General features: G+C 59.5%; 9 protein-coding genes, 2 tRNA genes and 2 rRNA genes. 6 read left to right on the plus strand and 7 right to left on the minus strand.

Annotated features, from left to right (window positions below; translation table 11 throughout):
- Positions 1-41: 41 nt before the first annotated feature.
- From C4K38_RS03660 to C4K38_RS03690, 7 genes are all read right to left on the minus strand, one after another.
- Positions 42-956: an ABC transporter permease gene (locus C4K38_RS03660; protein ID WP_053277317.1), complete on the minus strand. Its 915-nt coding sequence runs from the start codon at positions 954-956 to the stop codon at positions 42-44.
- Positions 956-2,062, minus strand: coding sequence for an ABC transporter permease (locus C4K38_RS03665; RefSeq protein WP_053277318.1), 1,107 nt, complete (start codon positions 2,060-2,062; stop codon positions 956-958). The genes C4K38_RS03660 and C4K38_RS03665 overlap by 1 nt, the downstream gene beginning before the upstream one ends.
- A gap of 15 nt (positions 2,063-2,077) precedes the next feature.
- Complete coding sequence (locus C4K38_RS03670; RefSeq protein ID WP_053277319.1) at positions 2,078-3,643, minus strand: ABC transporter ATP-binding protein; 1,566 nt, start codon at positions 3,641-3,643, stop codon at positions 2,078-2,080.
- A gap of 553 nt (positions 3,644-4,196) precedes the next feature.
- Complete coding sequence (locus C4K38_RS03675) at positions 4,197-4,778, minus strand: IMPACT family protein (RefSeq protein ID WP_053277320.1); 582 nt, start codon at positions 4,776-4,778, stop codon at positions 4,197-4,199.
- A 12-nt stretch (positions 4,779-4,790) separates the two neighbouring features.
- Positions 4,791-5,453 carry a TetR/AcrR family transcriptional regulator gene (locus tag C4K38_RS03680; protein WP_007930696.1) on the minus strand — a complete coding sequence of 221 codons (663 nt, stop codon included), beginning with the start codon at positions 5,451-5,453 and terminating at the stop codon, positions 4,791-4,793.
- Positions 5,454-5,541: 88 nt separating this feature from the next.
- Positions 5,542-6,936 (minus strand): uracil-xanthine permease family protein, encoded by a 1,395-nt coding sequence (locus C4K38_RS03685; RefSeq protein WP_053277321.1) that lies wholly within the window; start codon positions 6,934-6,936, stop codon positions 5,542-5,544.
- 132 nt (positions 6,937-7,068) lie between these two features.
- Positions 7,069-7,989, minus strand: coding sequence for a LysR family transcriptional regulator (locus C4K38_RS03690; protein WP_025807899.1), 921 nt, complete (start codon positions 7,987-7,989; stop codon positions 7,069-7,071).
- 126 nt (positions 7,990-8,115) lie between these two features.
- Between C4K38_RS03690 and aptA the strand changes: the two genes are divergently transcribed.
- The 6 genes from aptA to C4K38_RS03725 all read left to right on the plus strand — a co-directional run bounded on the left by aptA (position 8,116) and on the right by C4K38_RS03725 (position 16,641).
- Positions 8,116-9,465, plus strand: coding sequence for an omega-aminotransferase AptA (aptA, locus tag C4K38_RS03695; RefSeq protein ID WP_053277322.1), 1,350 nt, complete (start codon positions 8,116-8,118; stop codon positions 9,463-9,465).
- A gap of 140 nt (positions 9,466-9,605) precedes the next feature.
- The gene (locus C4K38_RS03700; RefSeq protein WP_053277323.1) at positions 9,606-11,099 is read left to right on the plus strand and encodes a CoA-acylating methylmalonate-semialdehyde dehydrogenase; all 1,494 of its coding nucleotides are present in this window, start codon (positions 9,606-9,608) and stop codon (positions 11,097-11,099) included.
- Between the two features lie 629 nt (positions 11,100-11,728).
- Positions 11,729-13,265: ribosomal RNA gene (locus C4K38_RS03710) — 16S ribosomal RNA — on the plus strand.
- A gap of 65 nt (positions 13,266-13,330) precedes the next feature.
- A tRNA-Ile gene (locus C4K38_RS03715) sits at positions 13,331-13,407 on the plus strand.
- 26 nt (positions 13,408-13,433) lie between these two features.
- Positions 13,434-13,509, plus strand: a tRNA-Ala gene (locus C4K38_RS03720).
- A 240-nt stretch (positions 13,510-13,749) separates the two neighbouring features.
- Positions 13,750-16,641 (plus strand): 23S ribosomal RNA (locus tag C4K38_RS03725).
- Together the 16S and 23S rRNA genes with 2 tRNA genes alongside form the textbook arrangement of a ribosomal RNA operon.
- The last annotated feature ends 9 nt before the right edge of the window (positions 16,642-16,650 follow it).

The following is a 16,650-nucleotide window of genomic DNA, read 5'->3' on the forward strand; positions in this document are numbered from 1 at the left end:
GCCCGCGATAACGTCCGTATGGACGCCGCCTAACGCCCCGCCTACCACGGCTGCCCCAGCGACACCGGCGCGTACAGGCGGGTGCGCAGCGCATCTCGGGACAGCAGTACCAGCACCAGGATGGTCGCGGCATACGGCAGCATCGCCAGCAGGTTCGAGGGGATCGCCAGGCCCAGCCCTTGCGCCACCAGATGCAGGATGCTGGCGAGGCCGAACAGGTAGGCGCCGAGCAGCAGGCGCCACACCCGCCAGCTGGCGAACACCACCAGCGCCAGGGCGATCCAGCCGCGACCGGCGCTCATGTTTTCCGCCCACATCGGTGTGTAGGCCAGGGACAGGTAAGCCCCGGCCAGGCCGGCCATCGCGCCGCCGAACAGCACCGCCAGGGTGCGTACCCGCAGCACCGGCAGGCCCATGGCGCTGGCCGCGTCGGGGTTTTCACCGACCGCCTGGATGATCAGGCCGACCCGGCTTTTCAGGATCACCCAGGCCACCAGGGTGAACAGGGCAAAGGACAGGTAGACCAGCAGGTCCTGGGCAAACAGCATGCGCCCGATCAGCGGGATCTCGCTCAGCAGCGGAATCGCCATGGGCTCGAATCCGGCCAGGGGTTTACCGACCCAACTGGCGCCGACGAAACTCGACAGCCCGACACCAAAGATGGTCAGGGCCAGGCCGGTGGCCACCTGATTGGCGTTGAACACCAGCGCCACCAAAGCGAACAGCGCTGACAGCAGCATCCCGGCGAGCATCGCCAGCAGCACGCCGAGCCACAGGTTGCCGCTGTTCAGGGCGACGATAAAACCTATCACCGCGCCAAACAGCATCATGCCTTCCTGGCCGAGGTTGAGGACGCCGCTCTTTTCGCAGATCAGCTCGCCCAGGGCCACCAGCAGCAGCGGCGTACCGCAACGGACCATGGCGTAGAAAATATTGCTCAACAGATCGATGTCCATCACAGCGCTCCTGCCTGCACGGAAGGGGTGGCGGCGCGACGTGCCCAACGCAGGTTCAGGCGCGGCCGATAGAGAATCAGCACGTCACTGGCCAGCAGGAAGAACAGCATCATGCCCTGGAACAATTGGGTGATGGCTTGCGGCAGGTTGAGGCTCATCTGCGCGTTCTCGCCACCGATGTACAGCAGCGCCATCAGCAGGCTGGAAAACAGAATGCCGATGGGGTGCAGACGGCCGAGAAAGGCCACGGTGATCGCTGCATAGCCGTAGCCGGGCGACACCTGGGGCACCAGCTGGCCGATAGGGCCGGTGACTTCGCACACCCCGGCGAGGCCGGCCAGCCCACCGCTGATCAGCAGCGCCAGCCAGATCAGGCGCTTCTCGCGAAAGCCGACGAAGCCGGCGGCGCGCTTGTCCAGGCCCAGCACCTTGATCTGGAACCCGACGAAGCTTTTTTGCAGCAGCACCCACACCGCCACCAGGGCCAGCAGAGCGAAATACACCCCGGCGTGCACCCGGCCATCTTCCAGGAGCAGCGGCAGGCGACTGGCATCGCCGAACATCGCCGACTCGGGAAAGTTGAACCCGGCCGGGTCTTTCAACGGCCCGTGCACGCAATACAGCAGCAGGTTCAGGGCGATGTAGTTGAGCATGATGCTGGTGAGGATTTCATTGGCGTTGAAGTGGGTGCGCAACCAGGCGGTGAGGCCGGCCCAGGCGGCGCCAGCCAGGGTGCCGGTGAACAGGATCAGCACCAGCGCCCAGCGGCTTTGCAGGTCGATGATGTTCACCGCCAGGGCGCTGCCGGCCAGGGCGCCGAGCAGCAGTTGGCCTTCGGCGCCGATGTTCCAGATCCGCGCCTGATACGCCACGGCCAGGCCGAGGGCGCAGAGCAGGATTGGCAGTGCCTTGACCAGTAGTTCGGAGACGCCGTACAGGTCGCTGATCGGGGCGATCAGCAAGGTGTGCAGGGTTTCCAGCGGGTCGTGGCCCAGGGCGACAAACAGCAGCGAGCCGCAGCCCAGGGTGAGGGCGGCGGCCAGCAGCGGCGAGCACCAGAGCATCAGGCGCGATTGCTGGCCGCGGGGTTCGAGAGAAAGCAGCATAAATAAATAGCTCCGTTACGCCGGCTGAGCAGTTGAGTGGGCGGGGGCATCGAACTGGCCGGCCATCCAGCCGCCGACTTCGATCAGGCTGGTGTCCGCGGTGGCCTTGAGCGCCGACAGGCGACCGCTGCACAGGGCCGCCAGGCGATCGCTGATCTGGAACAGTTCATCGAGGTCTTCGGAGATCACCAGGATCGCCGCCCCCGCATCGCGCAGGGCCACCAAGGCCCGGTGGATAGTCGCGGCGGCGCCGACGTCGACACCCCAGGTCGGGTGCGCGGCGATCAGCAGCTTGGGGCGCTGGAGGATTTCCCGGCCGAGGATGAATTTCTGCAGATTGCCGCCGGACAGGCTGCGGGCGGTGGTCTGGCTGTCCGGGGTTTTCACCGCGAAGCGGCGAATGATGTCCTCGGCCAGGGCCAGCACCTTGCCGCGCTGGATCAGGCCTTTGCTCACCAGCCCTTGCTGGAAGGCGGTCAACAGGGCGTTGTCCGCCAGGCTCAGCTCCGGCACGGCGCCGTGGCCCAGGCGCTCGGCCGGGACGAACGCCAGGCCCAGCCCACGGCGGGCATCGGGGCGCAGGTGGGCGACGTACTGACCGGCGAAGCGCAAGGTGGCAGCCGCGGCACGATCAAGACGCTGTTCGCCGCTGAGCAGGGCCAGCAGTTCGTCCTGGCCATTGCCGGCGACCCCGGCGATGCCGACGATTTCCCCGCTGCGTACTTCCAGGTCGATGTCCTTGAGCGAGCAGCCGAACGGGTCCGGATTGGGCCAGGACAGCTTCTGGACCTGCAGGAAGGCGTCGCCGCCCCTGGCCTTCGGGTAGTCGGTGATCAGGCCCGCGGCTTCGCCGACCATCAGCCGCGCCAGTTCCTGGTCCGAGCATTCGGCCGGTATGCAGTGCCCGGCAACCCGGCCGCCGCGCAGCACCGTGGCGCTGTGGCACAGGGCGCGGACTTCACCGAGCTTGTGGCTGATGAACAGAATGCTGCAACCCTCGCTGGCCAGGCGGCGCAGGGTGACGAACAGCTCGTCGGCCTCCTGGGGCGTCAGCACCGAGGTCGGTTCGTCGAGGATCAGTAGGCGGATGTCCTGCATCAGGCAGCGAATGATCTCCACCCGCTGGCGCTCGCCGATGGACAGGCTGTGCACCAGGCGTTCCGGTTCAAGGGCCATGCCGTAGCGCTGCGAGACCTGGCGGATCTTCGGCTCCAGCTGCTTCGGCGTACCGGCCGCGGCGCCCATGGCCAGGGCGATGTTCTGCGCCACGCTCAGGGTCTCGAACAGCGAGAAATGCTGGAACACCATGCCGATCCCCAGGCTGCGCGCCTGGGCCGGATTGCGCATCAGCTGACGCTGCCCTTGCCAGATCAGCTCGCCCGAGTCGGCCTGGGTCACCCCGTAGATGATCTTCATCAGGGTGCTTTTGCCGGCGCCGTTTTCACCGAGCAGGGCCTGGATTTCCCCGGGCTGGATGCTCAGGTCGATCCCGTCGTTGGCCAGGCAACCGGGATAACGCTTGGTGATCCTGCGCAGTTGCAGGCGGGGTGTTGCATCGGGGATGGGAACGGGGTTGGGCATGACGGACTCGGGTCGCTGAACGTTATGCCTGTGGATAAAGCAATTTCCTGGCCAGTGAGTCAGGAAAGCCTCCGGGTCGCGATGAACCGCGGTCTTGTGCACCTTCAGGTCGTCCACCGCACCGGCACCTGGCACCAGTTCGGGGCAGGGTGTTTGAAAGGGTGGCGGTTTTGCCAGCGCAAGGTTGGTCGAAAAGTGATCAGCAGCCTGCAAGCCTTGCCGTATCGGCGGCTGGCGCAGCCTTGCACGGGTTATCCACAGCTTGCTCCACAGTATTTGTGCGCAAGCCCAAAGGTCGGGCATAAGCACTGTGTGGCTTTCTTCTAAAGGCGATAAACGGAGCTAACTTACTGTTTTAGCTTGAAAAAAGTATTTCTGACGACCGATTGGCTGAAAAGTGAACAACCACCGCAAAGCCACGTTGCAAAAGGGGTACAGGCAAGTGTGCTCAGGTTATCCACAGTCGGGTACACAGCAGGTGTGGGCAAGTTGGCTATCCACCGGGCCGTTGTGCACAGGATGATTTCGAGGCGTGAGTGCGGTGTTGGTGCACTCAGCGCTGCAAGAGGATGCGCCCGCGACTCAGGTCGGCCAGCTGGCTTTGCAAGGTGGCGATCCGGCTTTCGCCCAGGGCCAGTTGCAGTTCCACGCCGTTGGCCGTGAATTGCTCCTCGACCAGCAGCCCGCCGAGTTCGGCGACCCGCAGCTTGACCAGGGCCAGCTCGCTGAAGCTGCAGGCGCAACGCAGGGCTACCCGGCTGACCAGCTCGATGCGTTCGGCGCCTTGCAGGCACTTGTTGGCGCTGCCGCCATAGGCGCGGGCCAGGCCGCCGGTGCCCAGTTGAATACCGCCGTACCAGCGAATCACCAGCACCGCGACCTGATCGCAGTCCTGGGCTTCGATGGCCGAGAGGATCGGGCGGCCGGCGGTGCCGCCGGGTTCGCCATCGTCGCTGCTGCGATATTGGTCGGCGAGTTTCCAGGCCCAGCAGTTGTGGGAGGCGTTGAGATCGCTGTGCTGTTCGATAAAGGCTTGGGCCTCGGCCGCACTGTTGATCGGCGCGGCGAGGGCGATAAAGCGGCTTTTGCGAATCTCTTCGCGGTATTCGCAAAGGCCGGCGAGGGTAAAGGGCATGCGCTGTGTTCTTTATAAGGCAGGCTTGAGGCCGCAACCCTTGAGGATGATGCGGATCAGGTTGTTGCCGGCGTCTTCCATGTCCTGCTTGGTCAGCTTGCTGCGACCGGTGACGCGACAGATCTGGGTGGCGAAGTCGGCGTAGTGCTGGGTGCTGCCCCACAGCAGGAAGATCAGGTGCACCGGGTCCACCGGGTCCATCTTGCCGGCGTCGATCCAGGCCTGGAACACCGCGGCGCGCCCCTGGAACCAGGCGCGGTAGTCCTGGCTGAAGTATTCGCTGAGGCATTCGCCGCCGCTGATGATCTCCATGGCGAAGATCCGCGAGGCCTGCGGCTGGCGCCGGGAGAACTCCATCTTGGCGCGGATGTAGCGGGTCAGCGCTTCGGCCGGATCGTCCTCGGCGGTCAGGGTGTTGAAGGTGCTGTCCCACAACTCGAGGATGTTGCTCAACACCGCGACATACAGCCCAAGCTTGTTGGTGAAGTAGTAGTGCAGATTGGCTTTGGGCAGGCCGGCATTCTGCGCGATGGTGTTCATGCTGGTGCCTTTGAAACCGTGACGGGCGAACTCGTCTTCGGCGGCCTTGATGATCGCTTCTTCGTTTTTCTGGCGAATGCGGCTGGCGGGCTTGGCGGTTTGAGGGCCGGCGTGGGCTGGGACTTCAAGGGTCATAGGCGTTTCCGAGCTGTTCTGTGGGTGCAACCAGTGCGTTGATAGCGCACCCACAGGCCTCAGACAAGTCTTAATGGGCAGAAAACCCTCAAAGCGGTTCCAGGGTGTCGCTTTCGCGAGCCGGATTTGCGCCACGCAGCGCGGCCCGGTCTTCCGGCAGCAACAGGCACATGAGGATCGCGGTCAGGCCGCCGCTGGTGATCGCCGAATCGAACAGGTTCTGCACCACCTTGGGTAACAAATGCAGCAGGTTCGGTTGCGCCGCGATCCCCAGGCCGACGCCGAAGGAGGTGGCGATGATCAGCATGCTGCGTCGGTCCAGCGGCGCTTGGGCGAGGATGCGCACGCCGGCCGCGGCAACGCTGCCGAACATCACCAGGGTGGCGCCGCCCAGCACCGGCTTGGGGATTTGCTGCAGCACCGCGCCGATCAATGGAAACAGGCCCAGGCAAAACAGCAACAGGCCGATGTACAGGCCGACATGGCGGCTGGCCACGCCGGTCAGCTGAATCACCCCGTTGTTCTGGGCGAAGGTGGTGTTGGGGAAGGCGCTGAAGGTCGCGGCGATCATGCAACTGACGCCGTCGCCGAGAATGCCGCCCTTGAGCCGGCTTATATAAGAAGGGCCACTGATGGGCTGACGGGCGAGCATGCAGTTGGCGGTCAGGTCGCCGACGGTTTCGATGGTGCTGATCAGGTAGATCAGTGCCACGGGCAGGAACGCCGTCCAGTCGAAGCTGAAGCCGAAACGGAAGGGCGTCGGCAGACTGATCAGCGGCAGGTCGGGCAACGCCTGGGGCACCAGCTTGCCGCTGAACCAGGCGGCGAGGCTGCCCAGGGCCAGGCCGATGATGATCGCCGACAGCCGTACCCAGGGCGTGTTCGAGCGGTTCAGCAGGATGATCGTCAACAGCACGAACAGCCCCAGCGCCAGGTTGCCCGGCGCGCCGAAGTCCGCGGCATTGAAACCGCCACCCAGGTCGGTGATGCCGACCTTGATCAGGCTGACGCCGATCAGGGTGATCACGATGCCGGTGACCAGCGGGGTAATGACCCGGCGCAATTGGCCGATGAATCGACTCAGGACGATCTGCACCGCCGCGCCGAAAAAGCACACACCGAAAATCATCGCCAGGATGTCTTCCGGGCTGCCGCCCCGTTGCTTGACCAGAAAACCCGCGGACAGCACCGCGCCGAGGAAGGCGAAGCTGGTGCCTTGCAGGCAGATCATCCCCGCGCCGATCCCGAATGGCCGGCGCGCCTGGATGAAGGTGCCGACGCCGGAAACCATCAGCGCCATACTGATCAGGTAGGGCAGGTGGGCGCCCAGGCCCAGGGTCGAGCCGATCACCAGCGGCGGGGTAATGATGCCGACGAAGCTTGCCAGCACATGCTGCAGGGCGGCGAGTATCGCGGCGAGGGGTTTCGGGCGATCGTCGAGACCGTAGATCAGATCGCTTTGGCTGGAAGTGTCTGGCTGCATGGACTGGGAACTCAGGGCTGAGGGTTCAAGGTCCTAGTGCCCTGCAAAAAGCTGTCCATGTGCTCAGGTTATTGTGTGTTATCTCCGTTGTAAGCCAATGATTCTGGGGCTTTTATGGCATCTTCTGTTTTTTCAGCGGGTGGCCGCCAGGCTATCCAGGAAGCTTTCCAGCACCAAATGGGGGCGGCGGCCCTTGCGCGTGACCGATGCCAGGCTCAGGTCATAAAAGCGTGAATCGGGTTTGAGCGCGCGCAGTCGTCCTTGCTGGACCCAGAGGCTGGCGTAATGGTCCGGCAGGTAACCGATGTAGCGTCCGGTCAGGATCAGGAACGCCATGCCTTCGCGGTCCGAAGCGCTGGCGGTGCAATTGAGCGCCTGGTAATGGGCCTGGATCTCGGCGGGCAGGCGGAAGGTCGGGGCGATGGCGTCCTGTTCGTTGAGGCGCTGGTCGTCCAGTTGCTTGTCGTCGACATAAAACAGCGGGTGGCCGACGGCGCAGTAAAGCAGTGAGCGTTCGCTGTACAGCGGCTGGTATTCCAGCCCGGACAAGGCGCTGGCCTGGGGCACCACGCCGACATGCAGGCGACCGTCGAGCACCCCTTGTTCGACTTCGTTGGGGGCGATCATGCGGATCTGGATTTGCACGTCCGGCCCGCGCTCCTTCAGTTGGGCCAGGGCATGGGTGATGCGCATGTGGGGCAGGGTGACCAGGTTGTCGGTCAGGCCGATGATCAGTTCGCCACGCAGGTGGCGGTGCAGGCCATTGACCTCGGTGCGAAAACTTTCCAGGGCGCTCAGCAATTGCAGGGCCGATTGATACACCTCGCGACCTTCTTCGGTCAGCGAGAAGCCGGCGCGCCCACGTTGGCACAGGCGCAGGCCCAGGCGTTGCTCGAGATCGCTCATCTGCTGGCTGATGGCCGAGCGGCCGATGCCGAGCACGGTTTCCGCGGCGGAGAAACCACCGCATTCGACCACGCTGCGGAAGATCCGCAGCAGACGGATATCGAAGTCGCTGACTTGCGCCAGCGGGTCGGCGCGACGGCTGCTCATAGTTTAGTGAACCACTGACTGAAGGTTATAAAAGTTGGATTTCACCGACTTTATAGCCGTGGCAACTTAGCTGCAACAACGCTTTCCGATCCCTGCGCCGCTTATTGCCCTGCGAGGTTTTGCCCCATGAACATGCATGAAAACGCTCCAGCTTCCCTGGCCAGCCAGCTCAAGCTCGATGCTCACTGGATGCCCTACACCGCCAACCGCAACTTCCAGCGCGATCCACGTCTGATCGTCGCCGCCGAAGGCAGCTGGCTGGTCGACGACAAGGGGCGCAAGGTTTATGACTCGCTGTCCGGCCTGTGGACCTGTGGCGCCGGCCACACCCGCAAGGAGATCCAGGAAGCGGTGGCCAAGCAATTGGGCACCCTCGATTACTCGCCGGGCTTCCAGTACGGTCACCCGCTGTCGTTCCAGCTGGCCGAGAAAATCACCGCGCTGACCCCGGGCAACCTGAACCATGTATTCTTCACCGACTCCGGTTCCGAATGTGCCGATACCGCGGTGAAAATGGTGCGCGCCTACTGGCGCCTGAAAGGCCAGTCGACCAAGACCAAGATGATCGGCCGTGCCCGTGGCTACCACGGCGTGAACATTGCCGGCACCAGCCTCGGCGGGGTCAATGGCAACCGTAAACTGTTCGGCCAGGCGATGATGGATGTCGACCACCTGCCGCACACCCTGCTGGCAAGCAACGCGTTCTCCCGTGGCATTCCGGAGCAGGGCGGTATCGCCCTGGCCGACGAGCTGCTCAAGCTGATTGAACTGCATGACGCCTCCAACATCGCCGCGGTGTTCGTCGAGCCTCTGGCCGGTTCCGCTGGCGTGCTGGTGCCGCCACAGGGTTACCTCAAGCGCCTGCGGGAAATCTGCGACCAGCACAACATCCTGCTGGTGTTCGACGAAGTGATCACCGGTTTCGGTCGTACCGGCAAGATGTTCGGTGCCGACAGCTTTGGCGTGACCCCGGACCTGATGTGCATCGCCAAGCAAGTCACCAACGGCGCGATTCCGATGGGCGCGGTGATTGCCAGTTCCGAGATCTACCAGACCTTCATGAACCAGCCGACCCCTGAGTACGCGGTGGAATTCCCTCACGGTTACACCTACTCGGCGCACCCGGTGGCCTGCGCGGCCGGCCTGGCGGCACTGGATCTGTTGCAGAAGGAAAATCTGGTGCAGAGCGTCGCTGAGGTGGCGCCGCATTTCGAGAAGGCACTGCACGGCATCAAGGGCACGAAGAATGTCATCGACATCCGTAATTTCGGCCTGGCCGGCGCCATCCAGATCGCCCCACGGGACGGCGACGCCATCGTGCGTCCGTTCGAAGCGGGCATGGCCCTGTGGAAAGCCGGTTTCTACGTACGTTTCGGCGGCGACACCCTGCAGTTCGGCCCGACCTTCAACAGCAAGCCGCAGGATCTGGACCGCCTGTTCGATGCCGTCGGCGAAGTGCTGAACAAGCTCGACTGATTCCCCAAAACTGTAGGAGCTGAGCTTGCTCGCGATGGCGTACTTATAGGCGCCATCGTGGTTTGGCTCATATTCAAAGTCATCTATATAGAGCAGGCGCCCCTGGGCGAGCGCCTGTGGACAACTTCAGGAGTTCCCCGATGAGCGTTATCCCGCATTTGATCAATGGTGAACTGGTGACCGAGAACGGTCGCGCGGTCGATGTGTTCAACCCGTCCACCGGTCAGGCGATCCACAAGCTGCCGCTGGCCAGCCGCGAAACCATCCAGAGCGCCATCGATGCCGCCAAGGCTGCCTTCCCGGCCTGGCGCAACACGCCGCCGGCCAAGCGTGCCCAGGTGATGTTCCGCTTCAAGCAACTGCTGGAGCAGAACGAATCGCGCATCGCCCAGTTGATCAGCGAAGAACACGGCAAGACCCTGGAAGATGCTGCCGGTGAGCTCAAGCGTGGTATCGAAAACGTCGAGTTCGCCTGTGCCGCTCCAGAAATCCTCAAGGGCGAGTACAGCCGCAACGTCGGCCCGAACATCGATGCCTGGTCCGACTTCCAGCCGCTGGGCGTGGTTGCCGGCATCACCCCGTTCAACTTCCCAGCGATGGTGCCACTGTGGATGTATCCGCTGGCGATCGTCTGCGGCAACTGCTTCATCCTCAAGCCATCCGAGCGTGACCCGAGCTCGACCCTGCTGATCGCCCAGCTGCTGCTGGAAGCCGGCCTGCCGAAAGGCGTGCTGAGTGTGGTGCACGGCGACAAGACCGCGGTGGACGCGCTGATCGAAGCGCCGGAGGTCAAGGCACTGAGCTTCGTCGGTTCGACGCCGATTGCCGAATACATCTACGCCGAAGGCACCAAGCGCGGCAAACGCGTGCAGGCGCTGGGCGGGGCGAAGAACCACGCCGTGCTGATGCCGGATGCCGACCTGGATAACGCGGTCAGTGCCCTGATGGGCGCGGCCTACGGTTCCTGCGGCGAGCGCTGCATGGCGATCTCGGTTGCCGTGTGTGTCGGCGACCAGGTGGCCGATGCGCTGGTGGCCAAGCTGGTACCGCAGATCAAGGCGCTGAAAATTGGTGCCGGCACTTCCTGTGGCCTGGACATGGGGCCGCTGGTCACAGGTCAGGCGCGGGACAAGGTCAGCGGTTATGTCGAGGATGGCGTGAAGGCGGGCGCGAAGCTGGTGGTCGACGGCCGTGGCCTGAGCGTGCCGGGCCATGAAGAAGGCTTCTTCCTCGGCGGCTGCCTGTTCGACAACGTCACCCCGGAAATGCGCATCTATAAAGAAGAGATCTTCGGGCCGGTGCTGTGCGTCGTGCGGGTGAACAGCCTGGAGGAGGCCATGCAACTGATCAACGATCACGAGTACGGCAACGGTACCTGCATCTTTACCCGTGACGGTGAAGCGGCGCGTCTGTTCTGTGACGAGATCGAGGTCGGGATGGTGGGTGTCAACGTACCGCTGCCGGTGCCGGTGGCTTACCACAGCTTTGGCGGTTGGAAGCGTTCGCTGTTTGGTGACTTGCATGCCTATGGTCCGGACGGTGTGCGCTTCTATACCCGTCGCAAGGCGATCACTCAGCGTTGGCCGCAGCGTGCCAGTCATGAGGCATCGCAGTTCGCCTTCCCTAGCTTGTAGTAAGTAGAAGGGTATTTAAGGCCGCCCCCTTGGGGGCGGCCTTTGCTTTTAGGGGCGTTTTTGACTGATATGACAGATTTGTGAAAATAAGTGTTGACGGCAGATTCTACAGGTCTATAATTCGCCCCACTTCCGGCGCAGTCGAAACGGAAAACTCCTTGAGATTCAATGAGTTACACGGTTTTCGACAGCGGTTAAGCTTCAGTTCATCGAAGCCTGAAGGAGTTGGTAAGGTGTCTTGTTTTCGCCTTATTAACGATTCGATCTTCTCGGTCGAAAGCGGAGAAAAAGAGGTGTTGACAGCAGCGTGTAACGCTGTAGAATTCGCCTCCCGCTGACGAGAGATCGGAAGCGCAAGTGGTTGAAGTTGCAAAGGAAACTTTGAAAACTTCTTAAAATAACCGCTTGACAGATGCAGAGGCTGCTGTAGAATGCGCGCCTCGGTTGAGACGAAAGGCTTAACCAACCGCTCTTTAACAACTGAATCAAGCAATTCGTGTGGGTGCTTGTGGAGTCAGACTGATAGTCAGAAAGATTATCAGCATCACAAGTTACTCCGCGAGAAATCAAAGATGTAACCAACGATTGCTGAGCCAAGTTTAGGGTTTTCTCAAAACCCAAAGATGTTTGAACTGAAGAGTTTGATCATGGCTCAGATTGAACGCTGGCGGCAGGCCTAACACATGCAAGTCGAGCGGTAGAGAGGAGCTTGCTTCTCTTGAGAGCGGCGGACGGGTGAGTAATGCCTAGGAATCTGCCTGGTAGTGGGGGATAACGTTCGGAAACGGACGCTAATACCGCATACGTCCTACGGGAGAAAGCAGGGGACCTTCGGGCCTTGCGCTATCAGATGAGCCTAGGTCGGATTAGCTAGTTGGTGAGGTAATGGCTCACCAAGGCGACGATCCGTAACTGGTCTGAGAGGATGATCAGTCACACTGGAACTGAGACACGGTCCAGACTCCTACGGGAGGCAGCAGTGGGGAATATTGGACAATGGGCGAAAGCCTGATCCAGCCATGCCGCGTGTGTGAAGAAGGTCTTCGGATTGTAAAGCACTTTAAGTTGGGAGGAAGGGTACTTACCTAATACGTGAGTATTTTGACGTTACCGACAGAATAAGCACCGGCTAACTCTGTGCCAGCAGCCGCGGTAATACAGAGGGTGCAAGCGTTAATCGGAATTACTGGGCGTAAAGCGCGCGTAGGTGGTTCGTTAAGTTGAATGTGAAATCCCCGGGCTCAACCTGGGAACTGCATCCAAAACTGGCGAGCTAGAGTATGGTAGAGGGTGGTGGAATTTCCTGTGTAGCGGTGAAATGCGTAGATATAGGAAGGAACACCAGTGGCGAAGGCGACCACCTGGACTGATACTGACACTGAGGTGCGAAAGCGTGGGGAGCAAACAGGATTAGATACCCTGGTAGTCCACGCCGTAAACGATGTCAACTAGCCGTTGGGAGCCTTGAGCTCTTAGTGGCGCAGCTAACGCATTAAGTTGACCGCCTGGGGAGTACGGCCGCAAGGTTAAAACTCAAATGAATTGACGGGGGCCCGCACAAGCGGTGGAGCATGTGGTTTAATTCGAAGCAACGCGAAGAACCTTACCAGGCCTTGACATCCAATGAACTTTCCAGAGATGGATTGGTGCCTTCGGGAACATTGAGACAGGTGCTGCATGGCTGTCGTCAGCTCGTGTCGTGAGATGTTGGGTTAAGTCCCGTAACGAGCGCAACCCTTGTCCTTAGTTACCAGCACGTAATGGTGGGCACTCTAAGGAGACTGCCGGTGACAAACCGGAGGAAGGTGGGGATGACGTCAAGTCATCATGGCCCTTACGGCCTGGGCTACACACGTGCTACAATGGTCGGTACAGAGGGTTGCCAAGCCGCGAGGTGGAGCTAATCCCATAAAACCGATCGTAGTCCGGATCGCAGTCTGCAACTCGACTGCGTGAAGTCGGAATCGCTAGTAATCGCGAATCAGAATGTCGCGGTGAATACGTTCCCGGGCCTTGTACACACCGCCCGTCACACCATGGGAGTGGGTTGCACCAGAAGTAGCTAGTCTAACCTTCGGGAGGACGGTTACCACGGTGTGATTCATGACTGGGGTGAAGTCGTAACAAGGTAGCCGTAGGGGAACCTGCGGCTGGATCACCTCCTTAATCGACGACATCAGCTGCTTCATAAGCTCCCACACGAATTGCTTGATTCATTGAAGAAGACGATTGGGTCTGTAGCTCAGTTGGTTAGAGCGCACCCCTGATAAGGGTGAGGTCGGCAGTTCGAATCTGCCCAGACCCACCAATTACTGGTGCACCCTGTAGCGATACGGGGCCATAGCTCAGCTGGGAGAGCGCCTGCCTTGCACGCAGGAGGTCAGCGGTTCGATCCCGCTTGGCTCCACCATTACAGATTGGTCTCCATCGTTTAAAGCTTAGAAATGAGCATTCCGCCAAAACGGCGATGAATGTTGATTTCTGATCTTTATCAGAATCGTTCTTTAAAAATTTGGGTATGTGATAGAAAGATAGACTGGATAGCACTTTCACTGGTGTTTATTCAGGCTAAGGTAAAATTTGTGAGTTTAATCGCGAATTTTCGGCGAATGTCGTCTTCATAGTATAACCAGATTGCTTGGGGTTATATGGTCAAGTGAAGAAGCGCATACGGTGGATGCCTTGGCAGTCAGAGGCGATGAAAGACGTGGTAGCCTGCGAAAAGCTTCGGGGAGTCGGCAAACAGACTTTGATCCGGAGATGTCTGAATGGGGGAACCCAGCCATCATAAGATGGTTATCTTGTACTGAATACATAGGTGCAAGAGGCGAACCAGGGGAACTGAAACATCTAAGTACCCTGAGGAAAAGAAATCAACCGAGATTCCCTTAGTAGTGGCGAGCGAACGGGGACTAGCCCTTAAGTGGCTTTGAGATTAGCGGAACGCTCTGGAAAGTGCGGCCATAGTGGGTGATAGCCCTGTACGCGAAAATCTCTTAGTCATGAAATCGAGTAGGACGGAGCACGAGAAACTTTGTCTGAATATGGGGGGACCATCCTCCAAGGCTAAATACTACTGACTGACCGATAGTGAACTAGTACCGTGAGGGAAAGGCGAAAAGAACCCCGGAGAGGGGAGTGAAATAGATCCTGAAACCGTATGCGTACAAGCAGTGGGAGCAGACTTTGTTCTGTGACTGCGTACCTTTTGTATAATGGGTCAGCGACTTATATTCAGTGGCGAGCTTAACCGAATAGGGGAGGCGTAGCGAAAGCGAGTCTTAATAGGGCGTTTAGTCGCTGGGTATAGACCCGAAACCGGGCGATCTATCCATGGGCAGGTTGAAGGTTAGGTAACACTGACTGGAGGACCGAACCGACTACCGTTGAAAAGTTAGCGGATGACCTGTGGATCGGAGTGAAAGGCTAATCAAGCTCGGAGATAGCTGGTTCTCCTCGAAAGCTATTTAGGTAGCGCCTCATGTATCACTGTAGGGGGTAGAGCACTGTTTCGGCTAGGGGGTCATCCCGACTTACCAAACCGATGCAAACTCCGAATACCTACAAGTGCCGAGCATGGGAGACACACGGCGGGTGCTAACGTCCGTCGTGAAAAGGGAAACAACCCAGACCGTCAGCTAAGGTCCCAAAGTTATGGTTAAGTGGGAAACGATGTGGGAAGGCTTAGACAGCTAGGAGGTTGGCTTAGAAGCAGCCACCCTTTAAAGAAAGCGTAATAGCTCACTAGTCGAGTCGGCCTGCGCGGAAGATGTAACGGGGCTCAAACCATACACCGAAGCTACGGGTATCACGTAAGTGATGCGGTAGAGGAGCGTTCTGTAAGCCTGTGAAGGTGAGTTGAGAAGCTTGCTGGAGGTATCAGAAGTGCGAATGCTGACATGAGTAACGACAATGGGTGTGAAAAACACCCACGCCGAAAGACCAAGGTTTCCTGCGCAACGTTAATCGACGCAGGGTTAGTCGGTCCCTAAGGCGAGGCTGAAAAGCGTAGTCGATGGAAAACAGGTTAATATTCCTGTACTTCTAGTTATTGCGATGGAGGGACGGAGAAGGCTAGGCCAGCTTGGCGTTGGTTGTCCAAGTTTAAGGTGGTAGGCTGGAATCTTAGGTAAATCCGGGATTCTAAGGCCGAGAGCTGATGACGAGTTACCTTTTAGGTGACGAAGTGGTTGATGCCATGCTTCCAAGAAAAGCTTCTAAGCTTCAGATAACTAGGAACCGTACCCCAAACCGACACAGGTGGTTGGGTAGAGAATACCAAGGCGCTTGAGAGAACTCGGGTGAAGGAACTAGGCAAAATGGCACCGTAACTTCGGGAGAAGGTGCGCCGGTGAGGGTGAAGGACTTGCTCCGTAAGCCCATGCCGGTCGAAGATACCAGGCCGCTGCGACTGTTTATTAAAAACACAGCACTCTGCAAACACGAAAGTGGACGTATAGGGTGTGACGCCTGCCCGGTGCCGGAAGGTTAATTGATGGGGTTAGCTAACGCGAAGCTCTTGATCGAAGCCCCGGTAAACGGCGGCCGTAACTATAACGGTCCTAAGGTAGCGAAATTCCTTGTCGGGTAAGTTCCGACCTGCACGAATGGCGTAACGATGGCGGCGCTGTCTCCACCCGAGACTCAGTGAAATTGAAATCGCTGTGAAGATGCAGTGTATCCGCGGCTAGACGGAAAGACCCCGTGAACCTTTACTATAGCTTTGCACTGGACTTTGAATTTGCTTGTGTAGGATAGGTGGGAGGCTTTGAAGCGTGGACGCCAGTTCGCGTGGAGCCATCCTTGAAATACCACCCTGGCAACTTTGAGGTTCTAACTCAGGTCCGTTATCCGGATCGAGGACAGTGTATGGTGGGTAGTTTGACTGGGGCGGTCTCCTCCTAAAGAGTAACGGAGGAGTACGAAGGTGCGCTCAGACCGGTCGGAAATCGGTCGTAGAGTATAAAGGCAAAAGCGCGCTTGACTGCGAGACAGACACGTCGAGCAGGTACGAAAGTAGGTCTTAGTGATCCGGTGGTTCTGTATGGAAGGGCCATCGCTCAACGGATAAAAGGTACTCCGGGGATAACAGGCTGATACCGCCCAAGAGTTCATATCGACGGCGGTGTTTGGCACCTCGATGTCGGCTCATCACATCCTGGGGCTGAAGCCGGTCCCAAGGGTATGGCTGTTCGCCATTTAAAGTGGTACGCGAGCTGGGTTTAGAACGTCGTGAGACAGTTCGGTCCCTATCTGCCGTGGACGTTTGAGATTTGAGAGGGGCTGCTCCTAGTACGAGAGGACCGGAGTGGACGAACCTCTGGTGTTCCGGTTGTCACGCCAGTGGCATTGCCGGGTAGCTATGTTCGGAAAAGATAACCGCTGAAAGCATCTAAGCGGGAAACTTGCCTCAAGATGAGATCTCACTGGAACCTTGAGTTCCCTGAAGGGCCGTCGAAGACTACGACGTTGATAGGTTGGGTGTGTAAGCGCTGTGAGGCGTTGAGCTAACCAATACTAATTGCCCGTGAGGCTTGACCATATAACACCC

This window comes from Pseudomonas chlororaphis subsp. piscium (assembly GCF_003850345.1).
Classification (GTDB): domain Bacteria; phylum Pseudomonadota; class Gammaproteobacteria; order Pseudomonadales; family Pseudomonadaceae; genus Aquipseudomonas; species Aquipseudomonas piscium.

Excerpts from the sequence above, each read along its gene's own strand:
- C4K38_RS03660 (WP_053277317.1), bottom strand. The coding sequence starts at position 956 with ATGGACATCGATCTGTTGAGCAATATTTTCTACGCCATGGTCCGTTGC.
- C4K38_RS03665 (WP_053277318.1), bottom strand. The coding sequence starts at position 2,062 with ATGCTGCTTTCTCTCGAACCCCGCGGCCAGCAATCGCGCCTGATGCTC.
- C4K38_RS03670 (WP_053277319.1), bottom strand. The coding sequence starts at position 3,643 with ATGCCCAACCCCGTTCCCATCCCCGATGCAACACCCCGCCTGCAACTG.
- C4K38_RS03675 (WP_053277320.1), bottom strand. The coding sequence starts at position 4,778 with ATGCCCTTTACCCTCGCCGGCCTTTGCGAATACCGCGAAGAGATTCGC.
- C4K38_RS03680 (WP_007930696.1), bottom strand. The coding sequence starts at position 5,453 with ATGACCCTTGAAGTCCCAGCCCACGCCGGCCCTCAAACCGCCAAGCCC.
- C4K38_RS03685 (WP_053277321.1), bottom strand. The coding sequence starts at position 6,936 with ATGCAGCCAGACACTTCCAGCCAAAGCGATCTGATCTACGGTCTCGAC.
- C4K38_RS03690 (WP_025807899.1), bottom strand. The coding sequence starts at position 7,989 with ATGAGCAGCCGTCGCGCCGACCCGCTGGCGCAAGTCAGCGACTTCGAT.
- aptA (WP_053277322.1), top strand. The coding sequence starts at position 8,116 with ATGAACATGCATGAAAACGCTCCAGCTTCCCTGGCCAGCCAGCTCAAG.
- C4K38_RS03700 (WP_053277323.1), top strand. The coding sequence starts at position 9,606 with ATGAGCGTTATCCCGCATTTGATCAATGGTGAACTGGTGACCGAGAAC.